A 14501-nucleotide genomic window follows, 5' to 3' on the forward strand; every position below is an offset into this window, starting at 1 on the left:
TTTCTTTATTAGACGCCTTCTCTAACCTTGCTTGCTTCAACAGCAACTTCAAAGGTTAGAACCATGGGAACCCGTCGCGACGCGCTTGGCAAGCTTCTGTCCATCAGTGCAGCATCCCTGGGCTTGGCGGCTTGCTCGCGCTCCGACAACCAGGCCAGCAGCGAAACCACCCGCACGGCACAAAATGGCAAGGTCGTTCCCTTCAACTACCCCGACAACCCCTCTTTCGACCTGATCTATCTGGCCGACAGACTGGGCTACTTCGACGGGACCTCCACCCGCCCCAACTACGTGGGCAAGATTGCCGCCCCCCAGATCATTCCGCTGGTCGGCACGGGCGACATCCATTTCGGCTCGCGCATGGTGCCGCTGGTGATTTCGGCCATTGCGGCCGGGGCCGACATGAAGGTGATTGCCGCCGGCAGCAAGACGCTGCAGGAGGCACCGCATATGAAGTACTTCGTGCGCAAGGATTCGGGCATCCGCACGCCCAGGGATCTGGAAGGCAAGACCATCGGCTTCAACAGCTTCGGCGCCTGCGCCGAGTTTGTCTCCAAGACCTATTTCCGCGAGCACGGCGCCGACGTCAACAAGATCAACTTCCTGGTCGTTCCCGACAACCAGGGCGAGCAGGCCGTGATCGGCCGCAATGTGGATCTGGCCATAATCCACCCACCCCATTCCGGCGGTGCCGAGGCCAACCCCGAGCTGCAGCGCCTGTGGACCGACTACGACCTGGACCGCGGCCTGGGCGGCATGGCCCCCTATAGCGTCAACGGCAAGTTTGCGCGCGAGAACCCGCAGGCCGTGCGCGATGTGGTCACCGCCATCGCCAAGGCCGGCAACTGGGTCAACGCCAACACCGACGAAGCGCGCCGCTACACAGCCGAGCGTCTCGGCATGGAGCTCAAGCATGTGGAGCGCTATGCCTATGTGGACGACCAGATCATCACCGAGCCGCCCATCCAGTACTACATCGACGTGCTGGAGCGCGAAGGCAAGCTGCAGCCGGGCAAGGTGGCGGTCAAGGATGTGTACACCAACGAGTTCAACCCCTTTGCCAAGGGAGCCGCGACATGAGCACGGCCCTGGACGAGTCTGGCTCCGCCATCAAGATCCGGGCACGCGATGTGCGCATGGATTTCGCCATTGCCGACGAGCGCGGCCGCAAGCAGCAGATCGCCGCCCTGCAGGACTTCAATCTCGATATCCGTGAAGGCGAGTTCTTCACCCTCCTCGGCCCTTCAGGCTGCGGCAAGTCCACGTTTCTCAATGTGCTGGCCGGGCTGGCGCGCAAGACCGGCGGCAGCATCAGCATCGACGGCCAGCCGGCCAGCGGCATCAACCGCGAGCAGGGCGTGGTGTTCCAGGGCTATGCGCTGTTTCCGTGGCGCACCGTGCTTCAGAACATCGAGGTCGGGCTGGAGATCCGCAAGATTCCCAAACGCGAGCGCCGGGAGACTGCCGAGCAGTTTCTGCACCTGGTGGGCCTCAGCGGCTTCGGCCAGCGCTACCCGCACGAACTCTCGGGCGGGATGCGTCAGCGCGTGGCCATCGCCCGCTCCCTGGCGTATTCGCCCAGCCTGCTGCTGATGGACGAGCCGTTTGCCGCCCTCGATGCCCAGACACGCGAAATCCTGCAGTCCGAGCTGCTGCGCATCTGGGAGCAGCACAAGACCACCATCGTCTTCATCACCCACAGCCTCGATGAAGCCATCTATCTGTCGGATCGCATCGCCGTCATGACGCACCGACCGGGTCGCATCAAATCCGTTCTGGACATAGCGCTGCCGCGTCCGCGCCCCGCCGAGATACGCCATGCCCCGGCCTTTGTGCAGCTGCGCGAACAGGCCTGGGATGTGCTGCGCGACGAAGTCGCCTTTGCCAGCGGCCACCGCCAGCAACCGCTGGCACCGCTGCTGCCCACCGCCCCTGATTTCAGCCTGGCCTTGCGAGGATTTGCCATATGAGCCAACTGGCCGCATCCCCATCCCGGCGCCCCGCCAAGCCGGTGTCACTGCTTTCCTCCCGGCAACTCGGGCTCCGATGGCTGGAGCGCTCGGCCTGCGTGCTGCTGTTCTTTGCCATCTGGGAATTCCTGCCGCGCGCGGGACTGGTCAATTCGGCCTTTCTCAGCCCGCCATCCGCGGTTCTGGCAGCCATCGTCCAGCTGGCGCAGACCGGCCAGCTGGGCAAGCATGTGGCGGCCAGCCTGCAGCGCTCGCTGGCAGGGCTGATTCTGGCCGTCGTGGCAGGCGTGGCGCTGGGGCTGCTGATGGGCGTGGTGCGCCGCTTCGAAGCCTTTGTCGACCCCTTGCTGCAGCTGTTCCGCCAGGTCTCGGCACTGGCGCTGTTCCCGGTCTTTCTGCTGTTCTTCGGCATCGGCGAAGCCTCCAAGATCGCCATCATCTTCTGGGCAGCCTTCTGGCCGGTGCTGCTCAACACCATCAGCGGCGTCAAGCAGGTGGAAAAGCTGCTGATTCATTCGGCGCTGTCCATGGGGGCCTCGCGCGGCTTCATCTTCTTCAAGGTCATCCTGCCGGCGGCGGCACCGTCCATCTTCACCGGCATCCGACTGGCGGGCGCCTATTCGATCACCGCGCTGGTCGCCGCCGAGATGATCGGCTCGCATGCGGGCCTGGGCTTTCTCACGCTGAACTCTCAGGAGATCTTCCAGATCCCCAGCATGTACGCCGGCATCGTGCTGCTGGCCGTTCTGGGCCTGGCCCTCAACTATGGGCTGGCCTTGCTCGAAAAGCGCCTGACGCGCTGGCGCAGCGGAATGGAATTTCATGAGTAGCGCCGCGCAATCCTGGCGGCGTTTGATCCTGGCAGGCACCGCGCTGGCAGCCGCGGCCGCGGGGGCCGGCGTGCTGTGGCCGGCACTGCCGGATCTCGGCGGCACGGAGGCTGCAGGCCCGGTGCTGCAACAAGCCCGGCGCCAGGGCGTGCTCCATGTGGCCCTGCGCAGCTATGCGCGCCCTGCCCTGCCCGGCGAAGCCTTGCCGCCAGAGCCCGATGTCTACGACCAGGCCCTGGCGGACTGGCTGGGCCGGCAACTGGGCACCAGCGTCAAATTCACCCCCGCAAGCGATGCCGACCTGGTGCTCGAAGGCGTGGCGCCGCAGGACGGCCCGGTCGCTGCCGATCGACAGACCGGCGGCAGCTATATGCCGCAGAGCCTGCAACTGCTGGTGCTCAAGCAGCAGGCCTCCCTCTGGAGCCGCCATGCCCCCGGTCACTGGAGCTCCTGGCTGCCGCATGTGGCGCAGAAGGCCGCCCCCAGACCCAAGGCCTGCGTCGCCACGGGTCAGGCCTCTGCCAGCACCTTGCAGGCCCAGGGCCTGCAGCCTCTTTTCGCGCCCTCCAGCATTCATGCAGTCAGCGATTTCCTGGCCGGCAAATGCCATGTTCTGGCCGAGTCGCCAGAGGTCATCACGCGCCTGCTGCAACAGGACAACTGGCGCTTCTACACCCGTCTGGGCAACCGCTTTCGCACCACGGACCAGGCCCATATCCGTCTGACCAAGGCCGATGCGCAGTCCACCCGCTGGCTGCAGAACGCCGTCCAGCAATGGCAGCGCAGCGGTCTGCAGCAACGCGCGCAGGACAACCGCGTCAGCACGATTGCGCTGGAAGCTTCCTTGCTGGAAGACGGGGCCATCTGCCACTGACCGTCCGCCTCTTTTCCGCCATCCACCTTCTCGACCATGTTCTCCAGTCACTTCAACGATGTACTCGGCACCCTGGAAAAAACTGCCGTCGCACGCGACCGCCAGGGCGGCCATGCGGCAGCGGAAAAAGCCTTGCTGCGCGATGCCGGCCTGCTGCGCCTGGCGATCCCCCGCGAACATGGCGGCGATGCGCTGAGCTGGCCCGGCATCTACCGCCATGTCCGGGCCCTGGCCGCCGTCGACAGCGCCCTGGCCCATGTGCTGGCGTTTCACCAGCTCCAGGTCGCCACCGTGCTGATCTATGGCTCGCGCCAGCAGCAGCGCCTCTGGCTGCGCCGCACCATCGATGAGAACGGCTGGTGGGGCAATGCGCTGAACCCGCGCGACACGCGTCTGCAGGCCCTGCCCCGCAGCTCGGAGCTGGCCGGCGGTTATGTGCTCGACGGCTTGAAAGGCTTTTGCTCGGGCACACTCGGCTCTCACTATCTGACGGTATCGGCCAGCGTGGCAGGCCATGCGCAGCCCGTTCTGGGCCTGCTTGAGACCGCTTCGCCCGGCATTGCCGTCAAGGACGACTGGAACCCCATGGGCCAGCGTCAGACCGACAGCGGCTCGGTGCAGTTCAATCGCGTCCAGCTTCCCGCCAGCGCCGTCATGCGCGACGAGAATGCCGAGGTCACGGCCTTTCATACGCTGCGCAACTGCCTGGCGCAACTGGTGCTGGTCAATCTGTTTGTCGGCGTGGCCCAGGGCGCGCGCCGGCAGGCTCGCGACTATGCGCGCGAACATGGCCGGCCCTGGCTGGGCTCGGCGGTGGAGCGCGCCACCGACGATCCCTATCTGCTGCGTCGCATGGGCGAGATGCAGGCCCAGATTTCGGGAGCTGCCTTGATGGCCGACCACGGCGCAGAGCTGCTGCAAAAAGCCTGGGAGCGCGGCCCTGGGCTGAGCGCGGCGGAACGCGCCGAGGTCGCCATCGCCGTCTTCGAAGCCAAGGTCATGGCACATCGCTGCACCCTTTTCGCCACCCAGGAAATGTTCGATGTGGTGGGTTCACGCGGCACCCATGCCGACCTCGGCTTCGACCGTTTCTGGCGCAATGTTCGCACCCATACCCTGCACGATCCGCTGGACTACAAGCTCCAGGCGCTGGGCCGCTGGGCCGTGCATGGCGAGGAGCCTTCGGCCCAGCACTACAACTGAAGCCGCAGCCAAAAAGAAAAATCCGGGACCAGCCCGGATTTTTTGTGTCGGCCGCGCAGCCTCAGAAGCGGTAGCCTATGGCCATGGAAAACACATCGGGATTGAGCCTGACGCTGATGCTCTGGCCCGAAGACAGGTGGATCTTGGTCTTCAGAAAGCTCTTGGAGTAGGACGCATCCACAAACCAGCGCTCATTGAACTGGTAGACAAAGCCCAGCTGGGCCAGTGCACCGAACTTGTCGTCGAGTTCAGCCGTGGTCGGATTGGCCAGCGTGCCGCCGCTCAGACCGTTGAGCGTGGCCGTGGTCTTTTCGCCATAGAAATGGGCATAGGTCACGCCGGCTCCCACATAGGGGCGAAACGCGGCCTTGGCCTCGTTGAAGCGGTACTGCAGCATCAGCGTGGCCGGTATCGCCTTGGTACTGCCCAGCTTGCCCACACCGGCAATCGCGCCAGCTCCCGACAGGTCATGCTTGAAGGGCGTGGCCAGAGGCACGTCCAGCGCCAGATTGTCGGTCACCATATAGGTGATACCGCCACCCAGCTGGGTGTTGCTGCCCGCGTCGACCTTGGTGTTGGGAAAGGATGGTGCCGACAGATTGCCGCTGCTCACATCGGGCGATAGATGGGTGATGCCCACACGTGCCGACCAGGTGCCCGCAGATTGGGCGCTGGCCAAACCGCAGGCCGTCAGGGCCAGAACGGCGGCAGAAATCCGCATATGTTTCTTCATTGTTGTCTCTCCTGATTCTTGCTGCGGATGGGCTTAGAGCCAGCCGGCCTGTGCCAGCGAACGCGACACCAGCTGACCCATCTGCTGGTAGCCGTAAGGGGTGGGGTGGAAGCTGTTGGCGAAGACATAGCTCTTCCACCAGTCGGGGCTGGTTTCGCCCTGAGGAATGCTGGCGGCCAGCTTGTCGGCGCTGCAGGTGGACAGCTCATCGGTACCGATCTTGGAGCAGGCTGCCACCGTGGCATTGGTGAAGTTGTAGGCCGCAGGGTTGGAGATCTGGCTCTTGAACTCGGTGTAGAAGTCCACCACGGCGATGCGGCTGTCATTGCCTGCGGCGGTCTTCAGGGTGGCGTTGAACGCGCTCACCCAGCCGTCCAGCAGGGCTTCGGCCTGCTTGGAGGCGGCCGTGCCCTGGGCCTGGGCGATCTGGGCCAGCACGGTGGTGAACTTGGGGGTCATCTGGATGGCCGGGATGTTCAGCACGGCGATGCGCGTGGCGCCCTTGGCCAGCAGATCCGTCTGCATGCTGGTCGCCAGGTTCTGGGCCAGCGTCTGCATGTACAGGCCGCCAGCCTTGACGATGCCGTCCGAGCCCTGGGACAGCAGGGCCGTCAGCGTTGCGGTATCGATCTTGGAAGCCAGGAAGGCCTGCAGGTACTTCTGCGCCGCCTGCGCCTTGGCGCCATCGGCGGGCGACCCCGTCACGGCATAGGTTCCGGCAGCCGACTGATAGGTCAGCACGGCCGTGATCAGCGCGGCTGCGTCATTGGCGCCGCCATCGATGAGGATCAGGTCGTTGGAGGAAACACCGGCCGCGCCCGCATCCTTGATCTGCTGCAGCACGGAGATGGGCGAGTTCACCACCTGGCCGGAGGCATCGACATAGTTGATCTGCGCGCCGCCGATGGCGTAGTTGGTGCAGCCCGCATTGGCGGTCACAAACGTGGTCTGGCTGGTGGGCTTGTAATGCGCGCACAGCGAGGTGCTGTAGAGATCGGCAATGCGCTCGGGCCAGACCAGATAGGGCTTGCCGGTCGTCGGATCGTTGCCCTGCACGGTGAACTTGTAGCCGAAGGTGCCGCTGTCCGAGAGGCTGTCGCCCATGACCTTGACCGAGGTGACCTTGGCCTTGGGGGTGGTATCGGCACCGCCTCCGCCGCCGCAGGCCGCCAGCAGGCCCACCGTTGCCATTGCAGCCGCCAAGAGTTTGAGTTTGCTTGCCAAGATGATGTTCTCCTGAGGTGTTGTGAATCGCACGGTCGTGCTTTTTTCCTCAGCGTCATCCTAGCGACACTCATCCCCGCGTTGTTATCGGGCAATTACCGATGGTCGGACAAAAATCCAACGCTCAACAAGCGGGTCATCAGGCTGTCACGCAACAAAAAACCGGACCTTGGTCCGGTTTGTCGAGGCTGGCAAAGGGCGGCGAGCGGCCGCCACCAGCCCGCTACTGGGCCGCCGTCCAGTCCACCAGTGCATCCCAGGCCGTGCGCGCCGCGGCCGCATTGGCATGGTTGGCCATGGCCACCAGCACATAGCGCTGGCCGCTGGCTCCGTCGACATAGCCGGCCAGTGCCGCCGAGTCGCGCAGGCTGCCGGTCTTGAGGTGGGCCGCGCCCGCAAACCGGCTCTTGCTGCGGCGCAGCGTACCGTCCACGCCGACGATGGGCATGGAGGAGACGAACTCGGGCATCACGGGAGAGACCCAGGCGTTCTGCAGCATCTGCCCCAGTCCGCTGGCCGTGATGCTGGCATTGCGGCTCAGGCCTGCGCCGTTGTCCACCACGGGCTGCTCGGCATTGCCCCAGCGCGCGGCCCACCACTGGGCCAGCGACTGCCGTGCGGAGTCGAAGCTGGCCACGCCGGTGCGCTGCATGCCCAGGGTGAGCAGCACATGCTGGGCCATGATGTTGTTGCTGTATTTGTTGATGTCGCGCACCACTTCGGACAGTGCCGGAGACTCCAGCTGGAACGCCGGCTGCAGACCCTGGGGCACGCTGCCGTCGCGCACGGCGCCGGTGAGCTTGCCGCCCAGCTCGCGCCACATGCCTTCTATGGCCTTGGCCGCAAAGCGCTCGGGCTGCGCCGGTGCGATGGACCAGCTCTTGTCGCCACAACTTGCCGGATAGCTGCCGTTGAAGGCGATGCGCTGCGGATTGCTCATGTCCAGCTGCATCTTGCTGCGCCAGTCGCCGCAATCAGAATTAGGAGCAGCCAGCGCAACTGTCTGCTGGTTTTCCATACCAAACATTGGCGGATCGTATTGAATACGGGCGACACCAGCTCCTGCATCGGGAGCAATATTCAGCGCCACGGCCTTGTAGTTGATCAGCAGCGCATCGGGCGAGGCGTTGTAGGGCCGCCAGGGCTCGTTGTCGAAGACCGCCGCATCATGCGCGGGCAGCTGAAAGGCGCTGCGGTCCAGCACGATATCGCCCACGATGACCTTGACGCCCATGCCTTGCAGGCGGCGCAGCATCAGCCACAGACGCTCCAGCACCAGCTTGGGGTCGCCCTGGCCCTGGATGTAGAGGTTGCCGCGCAAGGCGCCATCGACCACCGGGCCGCCCAGGTAGACGGGCGTGCGCCAGACATAGGCCGGGCCCAGCTGGTCGAGTGCCGCATAGGTGGTGACCAGCTTCATGACCGAGGCCGGATTCATGGCCTGGTGCGTGCGCCAGGCCAGGTTCGGTGGCGATCTGCCATCCACATTCATCACCAGCAGCGATACGGCATCGCGCGGAATCTTGGCGCGTTGCAGCGCCGCGTCCACAGCGGCGGGAATGCGGGTGTCGGCAGGCAGGGACTGCGCCAGCGCGGGCTGTGCCAGCAGCGCCAGCAACGATGCGCCCAGCGCGCTCAGGGTCTTGCGAAGAAAGAAGGGGGTCTGCAGCATGGGGCCAGAGTCTACGCCGGGCTACGCCCATGCCGGGCATTGGCAGCGCCCGCGGCAAGCTGGCGGCGGGCGTCCGATAATGCAGGGCTACGCTGCCCTCTCCTGCAGCCCAGTGCAGTCCAGTGCAGCCCTTATTGCGCTCCAGCCCGCCTGCGGCTGACGCCCCGCCGAACATGAATCTTCTCGCCATCGACACCAGTACCGATACCTTGTTTGTTGCCGTCCAGCGTGGCGATGCCATCTGGCAGCACAGCGGTCCGGGCGCGCAGCAGTCGTCGGCCCAGTTGCTGCCGGCCATCCGCCAGCTCATGAAGGAGGCGGGGATGAGCTTTGCGCAGCTGGACGCCATTGCCTTCGGGCGCGGTCCCGGCTCCTTCACGGGCCTGCGCACGGCCTGCGCCATCACCCAGGGTCTGGCGTTTGCCGCCAAGGTTCCCGTGCTGCCCGTGGACTCGCTGCTCACCGTGGCCGAAGAGGCCCGTCATCTGCATGGCTGCACCGAGGTGGAGGCCGTGCTCGACGCGCGCATGCACGAGGTCTATCACGCCGCGTTCCGCTATGTGGACGGCCAGTGGATCGAGCCCGAGGACTTCGGTCTGTGCGCCCCAGAGGCTTTGCAGGCTGCAGCCGCCCATGCCGTGGCAGGCAATGCCCAGCCCGTCTACCCCGAGCTGCTGGCACCCGCCGCCCGCCATGTGCATGCCATGCCCACGGCCACGGCCATGCTGCGTCTGGCTCCGGCACTGTTGGCAAAAGGCTGCGCGGTGCCGGCCGAAGAGGCGCTGCCACGCTATATCCGCGATAAAGTGGCAAAAACCACGGCCGAACGCGAAGCCGAGAAGGCCGCCGCTGCCGCTGTCTCCGACGCCGCCTCCCGATAAGCAACCTCATGACCTTGCCCAGCAGCTCCACACTCGCCACCGACGCCAGCACCCAGGATGCGGCATCCCTGGTGCATTTCGAGCCGCTGTCCGCACTCTGGCTGGACACCTTGCTCCCGATCGAGGAGCAGGCCTATGTCCACCCATGGACGCGCGGCAACTTCCAGGATGCCATGGTGGCCGGCTACCAGATACAGCTGCTGGTCGATGCCGATCACCAGTTGCTGGGCTACTTTGTCGCCATGCAGGCGCTGGACGAGGTGCATTTGCTCAATATCACCGTCAACCCGGCCTGCCAGCGCCAGGGCTGGGCGCGCGTGCTGCTCGACGCGCTGGCGCTTTGGTCGCGGCAGCAGAATGCCCAATGGATCTGGCTGGAAGTGCGCGAAAGCAATGCCCGCGCCCGCGAGGTCTATCTCAGGCACGGCTTTGCCGAAGTCGGTCTGCGCAAGAACTACTACCCCAACCCCAACGGCCCGCGCGAACATGCGGTGCTCATGAGTCTGAAACTATGGCCCTGAACCTGGACGCCCGCCAGCGGGCCATGCTGGAAGCCATGGGCATCACCGTCTGGTTGCCCGAACCCATGGAACCCGTGGCAGTGGCTGCAGTCACTGCAGTCGCCGCCGTACCGTTACCGGTCGCCGAGCCCCTGCCCGTCGCGGCACCGGCAATGCGCGTGGCGCCGCCGGCCCCCGTAAGTCCGCCCGTAAGCCCACCCGTGGCGCAGGCCGCCGCGCCCGTAGCCGAGGCAGCGCCGGCACCGGTTCAACCGCCCGCCCAGCCGACCAGACCCGCCAGTCCACCGCCCCAGAATCTGTCCGGCCACCGGGCACACGAACCGCGCCAGTTCGTGCAGCAACCCGCCGCAGGCCCGGCTGGCGAGCCTGGCCTGGGCTGGACCATCAGCCCGGCCCAGCTGGTCTACCCCCATGCGCCTCAGCATGTGCAAAGCGCCGAGCAAGGCGGCTGGCTGATACTGCTGGAGCCGGCAGCCAACCCGCCCCTGCTGAGCCCGGCGCAAAGGCCTGCGGCCGACTGCGCCCAGACGGCGCTGCAGGGCGATGCCGCCAGGCTGCTGGACAATATGCTGCGCGCTCTCGGACTGCAGGAAAAGCCGCGCGTCTTCAGCGCTGCACTGCACCGCGCGCCGCCCGATGCCGATCTCAGCCATGCCCAGGCACTGCAACCCGCGCTGGAAACACTGCTGCGCGAGCTGCGCCCCGATTGCGTGCTGGTTCTGGGCCTGGCCAGTGCACGCGCCGTGCTGGGCCGCCATGATGCGCTGGGCCGGCTGCGAGCCGAACCGCACCACATTGCGGGCGTGCCCACGGTGGTGACCTACGACCCCAACTATCTGCTGCGTGCGCCGCAGGCCAAGGCCGGAGCCTGGGCCGACCTGGTGCAGGCCGACGCCTTTACCAAGGGGCTGTGACAGGCGGGCGACAAGCCCCGCTTACCCACTCTCCCAACTATGACGCAGGCGACATGCTGCAGTGCAACGTAGCATAATCACTGGCTTCGAATTATTGAAAGACATCCGTGGAAACCTACCCTAGTTGGTAGCTTTCAGCTCCCGGTGAAGACTGTGGGGGTTGAAAGCGCCCTGATCCCTGCAGAACCTCAAGAACAACCGGGAGTGAGCTGATGCTCAACATCTTTACGCTGGCCAATGGTCGACTCGTTCAGGAAGAAATCGAGTCCCTGGCAGACCTCGAACGCTTTCGCCCCATCTGGGTCGACCTGGAGTCGCCCACCCTCGAAGAAAAGCGCTGGATCAAGCAGCACTACGAACTGTCCATCCCCGAAGACGCGATGGACGAGGACATCGAGGAGTCGGCGCGCTTCTACGAAGAAGACAACGGCGAGCTGCATATTCGCAGCGACTTTCTGATCGACGATGACGAAGACCCCCGCTCGGTGCGCGTGGCCTTCATCCTCAACCAGCACAATGCCGCGCTGCGCAGCCACGGCGTGCTGTTTTCGATTCACGACGAGGATGTGCCGGTCTTTCGCCTGCTGCGCATGCGCGCGCGTCGCGCACCGGGTCTGATCGACGCAGCCGAGGACGTGCTGCTCAAGCTGTTTGACGCGGACGCCGAATACTCGGCCGATACGCTGGAGCGCATCTACGACGACCTGGAAAAAGCCAGCAAGATGGTGCTGTCCGGCGATGTGACCGACGAAATGGCCAAGGAAGTGCTGGGCGCGATCGCCCGCCAGGAAGACTTGAACGGCCGCATCCGCCGCAACGTCATGGATACGCGCCGCGCCGTGAGCTTTCTGATGCGCTCCAAGATGCTCAACGCCGAGCAGTTCGAGGAAGCGCGCCAGATCCTGCGCGACATCGAGTCGCTGGACAGCCACACGGCCTTTCTGTTCGACAAGATCAACTTCCTGATGGATGCCACGGTCGGCTTCATCAACATCAACCAGAACAAGATCATCAAGATCTTCTCGGTGGCCAGCGTGGCCCTGCTTCCGCCCACGCTGATTGCCAGCGTCTACGGCATGAACTTCAAGTTCATGCCCGAGCTGGACTGGGAGTTCGGTTACGGCTATGTGGTGCTGCTGATGATTCTGAGCGCCGTCGGCCCCATGCTGTATTTCCGCAAGCGCGGCTGGCTGAAATAGACCCCCTGTGGCGCTATGCGCCTTCCCCCGAGGGGGACGACAGCTTTGCTGGGGCAGCCCTTTGCTGGGACAGCCCCTGCTCCGTGTCTGCTCAGATACGCGGCACCAGGTCCAAGGCATTACTGATCAAAAAAGGGAGCTGCTCACGCCTGATCAACGGTCATCTCAGACTCAAAAGATGCTGAAACCCATAAAAAAGGAGCGCCATGCGCTCCTTTTTTTGCATGTGCATCACGATGACTGCGCTTGAGCACCGCGCTCGCGCACCCAGAGCACGATGCCGCAGAGCATCACGATCACCTGCGTGCCGATCAGCGCTGAAAAGCCTGCGAAGAATCCAGCAGCCACGCCGCCGCGTGTCGACAGCGCACCTATCACCGCCCCCATGATGGCCGGCATGAAGCCCGCGACCAGACTGCCCGCACCGTTGACCACGCCATAGGCGCTGGCCACATGCTCGGGCCGCGCGCAATGCTGCACGGTGCTCGGAATGGCCGGGCTCATCAGTCCCCAGCAGAAGTTGGCGGCAATCAGGCAATAGGCCGCCGCATAGCGGTCTTCCATATGGATGGCCAGCCACACGGCGATCGCCACGCCGAGGCTGCCGAAGACAAAGATCAGCGGCACCTGGCGGCGCGCGATGCGGTCGATGATCATGCCGCCCACGAAGACCGCAGCCACGCTCGCGTATTGCGGCAGCGAAGCCAGCCAACCCATCTCGCGCATGGAAAAGCCGCGCGACTCCTTGAGATAGGCGGGCAGCCAGTTGCTGCTGCCCCAGAGATAGGACAGAAAGGCCGCCGTGAGAATGGTGATCAGCCACAGATAGCGCGTGTGCATGGCACCGCGCACGATCTGGCCGACCTGACCCACGGCCTCGCCCACCGACTGGGGTTTGGGCATGCCGGTCTCCACCTTGGGCATGCGCACAAAGGCCCAGACCAGCGGAACGCCGAGCAGCACGTTGATCAGGCCCAGCACATGGAACGAGGTCTCCCAGTTGTGGCCCACGACCAGGTAGCCGACGAAGGGATAGCCCACCGCCAGGCCCAGCCCGGTGCCCATATTGACCAGGGAGTTGGGCTTGCCGTTCTCGCGGCTCTCGAAATGCGCCTTGATGTAGCTGCCTGCCAGCGAGAACAGCGGTCCCTCGGACACGCCCAGCAGAATGCGCGATGCCAGCAGCAGCCCGTAGCTGTTCATGGCCGGCGACAGAAAGGTCACCACACCCCATAGCAGCAAGCCGGCAAACAGGCTGCGGCGCACGCCGAACAGCGCCGCGCAGAATGGAGTGAGCACAAAGGACGAAACACCGTAGCCGACCATGAAGGCCGTGGCCAGCAGGCCCTGGCGCGTTCGGTCGTCAGGGGTGAGGCCGATGTGCGACAGAAAGTCGTGATCGGTGATGAGGACCGAGATATTGATCCGGTCCACGTAGGAAATGGCGACGATCACGAACAGCGTGACCACGCCCCACCAGCGCAACGAGCGTGAGTCTTTCATGATAGGAGTCCGGCTAGCGTTGAGAGAGGAAAAAGCCGGGACCGGCACCCGCCGGCCCCGCCAGGGCGCACGTCCTGGCGGACGCGCGGTGGGGCAGCCGTGCTGCCGCCGAAACCCCGGGGCCGGCCCATGCCGGCCCGACGGGGCAGGATCAGAAGAAGTGGCGGATGCCCAGTTCCAGGCCGTTGGAGTTGCCGCCCGGCGTGGTGCCGGGAGCGCTCAGCCCCTGCACGCCGATGGACTTCGCCGCCGAGCCCTTGTTCTTCAGGAAGGCATAAGTGCCGTAGACCTGGGTGCGCTTGGAGAGGTTGTAGCCATAGCCCACGCTGATCTTGTTCCAGTCGGCATTGCTGCCGGACAGGTTGTAGTGGCCGAAGGAAGCACGGGCCTCGCCATTGCCTAGGGGAGCGGTCACGCCCAGCTGCACGGCCGTGATCTTGGTGCCGCCGCGCTTTTCCGAGGCCCACAGCAGCATGGGCTTGGCCACGCCGAAGTCGTAGGACAGGCCGACATTGTTCGCCGTCAGATTGGTGTCGCTGGTGTTGCCGTAGAGCCGGCCCGTGGCCAGCGCGCCGTTGAACGCCCCCTGACGGTAACCCAGGCGCAGGCCGCGATAGTCGCCCTCGCGCTTGTTGGGTGCGCCGCTGGGCTGCTCGCCGAATGCCAGCTGGGCCTGACCGTAGAAACCGCCCAGGTTCTGGGGCAGGAAATAGCTCACCGCATTGCTGATCTGTATGGGAGCCCCGCCGGTCGAGGGAACGCCCGGAATGCCCAGCATGGTGAAGGCACCAGTGCCGCCCACGCCGTTAGTCAGGAAGGGATCGAAGATCAGCGTGTTCAGAAAGGTCGCCGAATCGTCGCGCCCCAGGCGCACCTCGCCCCAGTTGCCCATCAGGCTGACGGTGGAGCGGCGGTTGAAGTTCAGGCCGCCGCCCGTGGCCTTGCCCGCGCCGCTGTCCACGTCCAGGCCGGCCTCG

General features: G+C 65.0%; 14 protein-coding genes. 9 read left to right on the forward strand and 5 right to left on the reverse strand.

All coding sequences use genetic code 11. From position 1 onward, the window contains the following. Positions 1 to 63 precede the first annotated feature (63 nt). The 5 genes from ACLBXN_RS15425 to ACLBXN_RS15445 are packed head-to-tail and all read left to right on the forward strand — an operon-like array spanning position 64 to position 4877. Positions 64 to 1080 (forward strand): ABC transporter substrate-binding protein, encoded by a 1017-nt coding sequence (locus ACLBXN_RS15425; RefSeq protein ID WP_003072550.1) that lies wholly within the window; start codon positions 64 to 66, stop codon positions 1078 to 1080. After that, positions 1077 to 1970, forward strand: coding sequence for an ABC transporter ATP-binding protein (locus tag ACLBXN_RS15430; RefSeq protein WP_211458341.1), 894 nt, complete (start codon positions 1077 to 1079; stop codon positions 1968 to 1970). The genes ACLBXN_RS15425 and ACLBXN_RS15430 overlap by 4 nt, the downstream gene beginning before the upstream one ends. Further along, positions 1967 to 2800, forward strand: a complete 834-nt coding sequence (locus tag ACLBXN_RS15435; RefSeq protein WP_447612723.1) for an ABC transporter permease — start codon at positions 1967 to 1969, stop codon at positions 2798 to 2800. The genes ACLBXN_RS15430 and ACLBXN_RS15435 overlap by 4 nt, the downstream gene beginning before the upstream one ends. Continuing rightward, positions 2793 to 3674 carry a hypothetical protein gene (locus tag ACLBXN_RS15440; RefSeq protein ID WP_447612724.1) on the forward strand — a complete coding sequence of 294 codons (882 nt, stop codon included), beginning with the start codon at positions 2793 to 2795 and terminating at the stop codon, positions 3672 to 3674. The genes ACLBXN_RS15435 and ACLBXN_RS15440 overlap by 8 nt, the downstream gene beginning before the upstream one ends. A 36-nt stretch (positions 3675 to 3710) precedes the next feature. Beyond that, complete coding sequence (locus tag ACLBXN_RS15445; protein WP_447612725.1) at positions 3711 to 4877, forward strand: acyl-CoA dehydrogenase family protein; 1167 nt, start codon at positions 3711 to 3713, stop codon at positions 4875 to 4877. Between the two features lie 61 nt (positions 4878 to 4938). Here ACLBXN_RS15445 and ACLBXN_RS15450 read toward each other — a convergent pair whose 3' ends face one another. The 3 genes from ACLBXN_RS15450 to dacB all read right to left on the reverse strand — a co-directional run bounded on the left by ACLBXN_RS15450 (position 4939) and on the right by dacB (position 8506). Next, a complete protein-coding gene (locus ACLBXN_RS15450) occupies positions 4939 to 5610 on the reverse strand; it encodes an OmpW/AlkL family protein (RefSeq protein WP_043006603.1) in 672 nt (223 codons plus the stop codon). A gap of 33 nt (positions 5611 to 5643) precedes the next feature. Next, the gene (locus ACLBXN_RS15455) at positions 5644 to 6834 is read right to left on the reverse strand and encodes an SGNH/GDSL hydrolase family protein (protein WP_447612726.1); all 1191 of its coding nucleotides are present in this window, start codon (positions 6832 to 6834) and stop codon (positions 5644 to 5646) included. Between the two features lie 223 nt (positions 6835 to 7057). Further along, a complete protein-coding gene (gene dacB / locus ACLBXN_RS15460; RefSeq protein ID WP_447612727.1) occupies positions 7058 to 8506 on the reverse strand; it encodes a D-alanyl-D-alanine carboxypeptidase/D-alanyl-D-alanine endopeptidase in 1449 nt (482 codons plus the stop codon). 173 nt (positions 8507 to 8679) lie between these two features. Here dacB and tsaB point away from each other — a divergent pair, with 173 nt between their 5' ends. The 4 genes from tsaB to corA all read left to right on the forward strand — a co-directional run bounded on the left by tsaB (position 8680) and on the right by corA (position 12021). After that, entirely contained in the window at positions 8680 to 9387 is a 708-nt protein-coding gene (gene tsaB / locus ACLBXN_RS15465) for a tRNA (adenosine(37)-N6)-threonylcarbamoyltransferase complex dimerization subunit type 1 TsaB (RefSeq protein ID WP_447612728.1), read from the forward strand. Between the two features lie 8 nt (positions 9388 to 9395). After that, positions 9396 to 9908 carry a ribosomal protein S18-alanine N-acetyltransferase gene (gene rimI / locus ACLBXN_RS15470; protein WP_003060455.1) on the forward strand — a complete coding sequence of 171 codons (513 nt, stop codon included), beginning with the start codon at positions 9396 to 9398 and terminating at the stop codon, positions 9906 to 9908. Further along, complete coding sequence (locus ACLBXN_RS15475; protein WP_447612729.1) at positions 9899 to 10822, forward strand: uracil-DNA glycosylase family protein; 924 nt, start codon at positions 9899 to 9901, stop codon at positions 10820 to 10822. Before rimI ends, ACLBXN_RS15475 begins: the two co-directional genes overlap by 10 nt. A gap of 212 nt (positions 10823 to 11034) precedes the next feature. After that, a complete protein-coding gene (gene corA, locus ACLBXN_RS15480; RefSeq protein WP_167008106.1) occupies positions 11035 to 12021 on the forward strand; it encodes a magnesium/cobalt transporter CorA in 987 nt (328 codons plus the stop codon). Between the two features lie 231 nt (positions 12022 to 12252). Here the strand turns inward: corA and ACLBXN_RS15485 are convergent, their stop codons facing one another. Continuing rightward, a complete protein-coding gene (locus ACLBXN_RS15485) occupies positions 12253 to 13524 on the reverse strand; it encodes an MFS transporter (RefSeq protein ID WP_211458330.1) in 1272 nt (423 codons plus the stop codon). 151 nt (positions 13525 to 13675) lie between these two features. After that, a partial coding sequence (locus ACLBXN_RS15490; RefSeq protein ID WP_447612730.1) for a porin occupies positions 13676 to 14501 on the reverse strand: 826 nt, incomplete at its 5' end.

The organism is Comamonas sp. C24C (assembly GCF_053345995.1).

Coding starts and splice junctions, on each gene's coding strand:
- ACLBXN_RS15425 (WP_003072550.1), top strand. CDS start 64: ATGGGAACCCGTCGCGACGCGCTTGGCAAGCTTCTGTCCATCAGTGCA.
- ACLBXN_RS15430 (WP_211458341.1), top strand. CDS start 1,077: ATGAGCACGGCCCTGGACGAGTCTGGCTCCGCCATCAAGATCCGGGCA.
- ACLBXN_RS15435 (WP_447612723.1), top strand. CDS start 1,967: ATGAGCCAACTGGCCGCATCCCCATCCCGGCGCCCCGCCAAGCCGGTG.
- ACLBXN_RS15440 (WP_447612724.1), top strand. CDS start 2,793: ATGAGTAGCGCCGCGCAATCCTGGCGGCGTTTGATCCTGGCAGGCACC.
- ACLBXN_RS15445 (WP_447612725.1), top strand. CDS start 3,711: ATGTTCTCCAGTCACTTCAACGATGTACTCGGCACCCTGGAAAAAACT.
- ACLBXN_RS15450 (WP_043006603.1), bottom strand. CDS start 5,610: ATGAAGAAACATATGCGGATTTCTGCCGCCGTTCTGGCCCTGACGGCC.
- dacB (WP_447612727.1), bottom strand. CDS start 8,506: ATGCTGCAGACCCCCTTCTTTCTTCGCAAGACCCTGAGCGCGCTGGGC.
- tsaB (WP_447612728.1), top strand. CDS start 8,680: ATGAATCTTCTCGCCATCGACACCAGTACCGATACCTTGTTTGTTGCC.
- rimI (WP_003060455.1), top strand. CDS start 9,396: ATGACCTTGCCCAGCAGCTCCACACTCGCCACCGACGCCAGCACCCAG.
- ACLBXN_RS15475 (WP_447612729.1), top strand. CDS start 9,899: ATGGCCCTGAACCTGGACGCCCGCCAGCGGGCCATGCTGGAAGCCATG.
- corA (WP_167008106.1), top strand. CDS start 11,035: ATGCTCAACATCTTTACGCTGGCCAATGGTCGACTCGTTCAGGAAGAA.
- ACLBXN_RS15485 (WP_211458330.1), bottom strand. CDS start 13,524: ATGAAAGACTCACGCTCGTTGCGCTGGTGGGGCGTGGTCACGCTGTTC.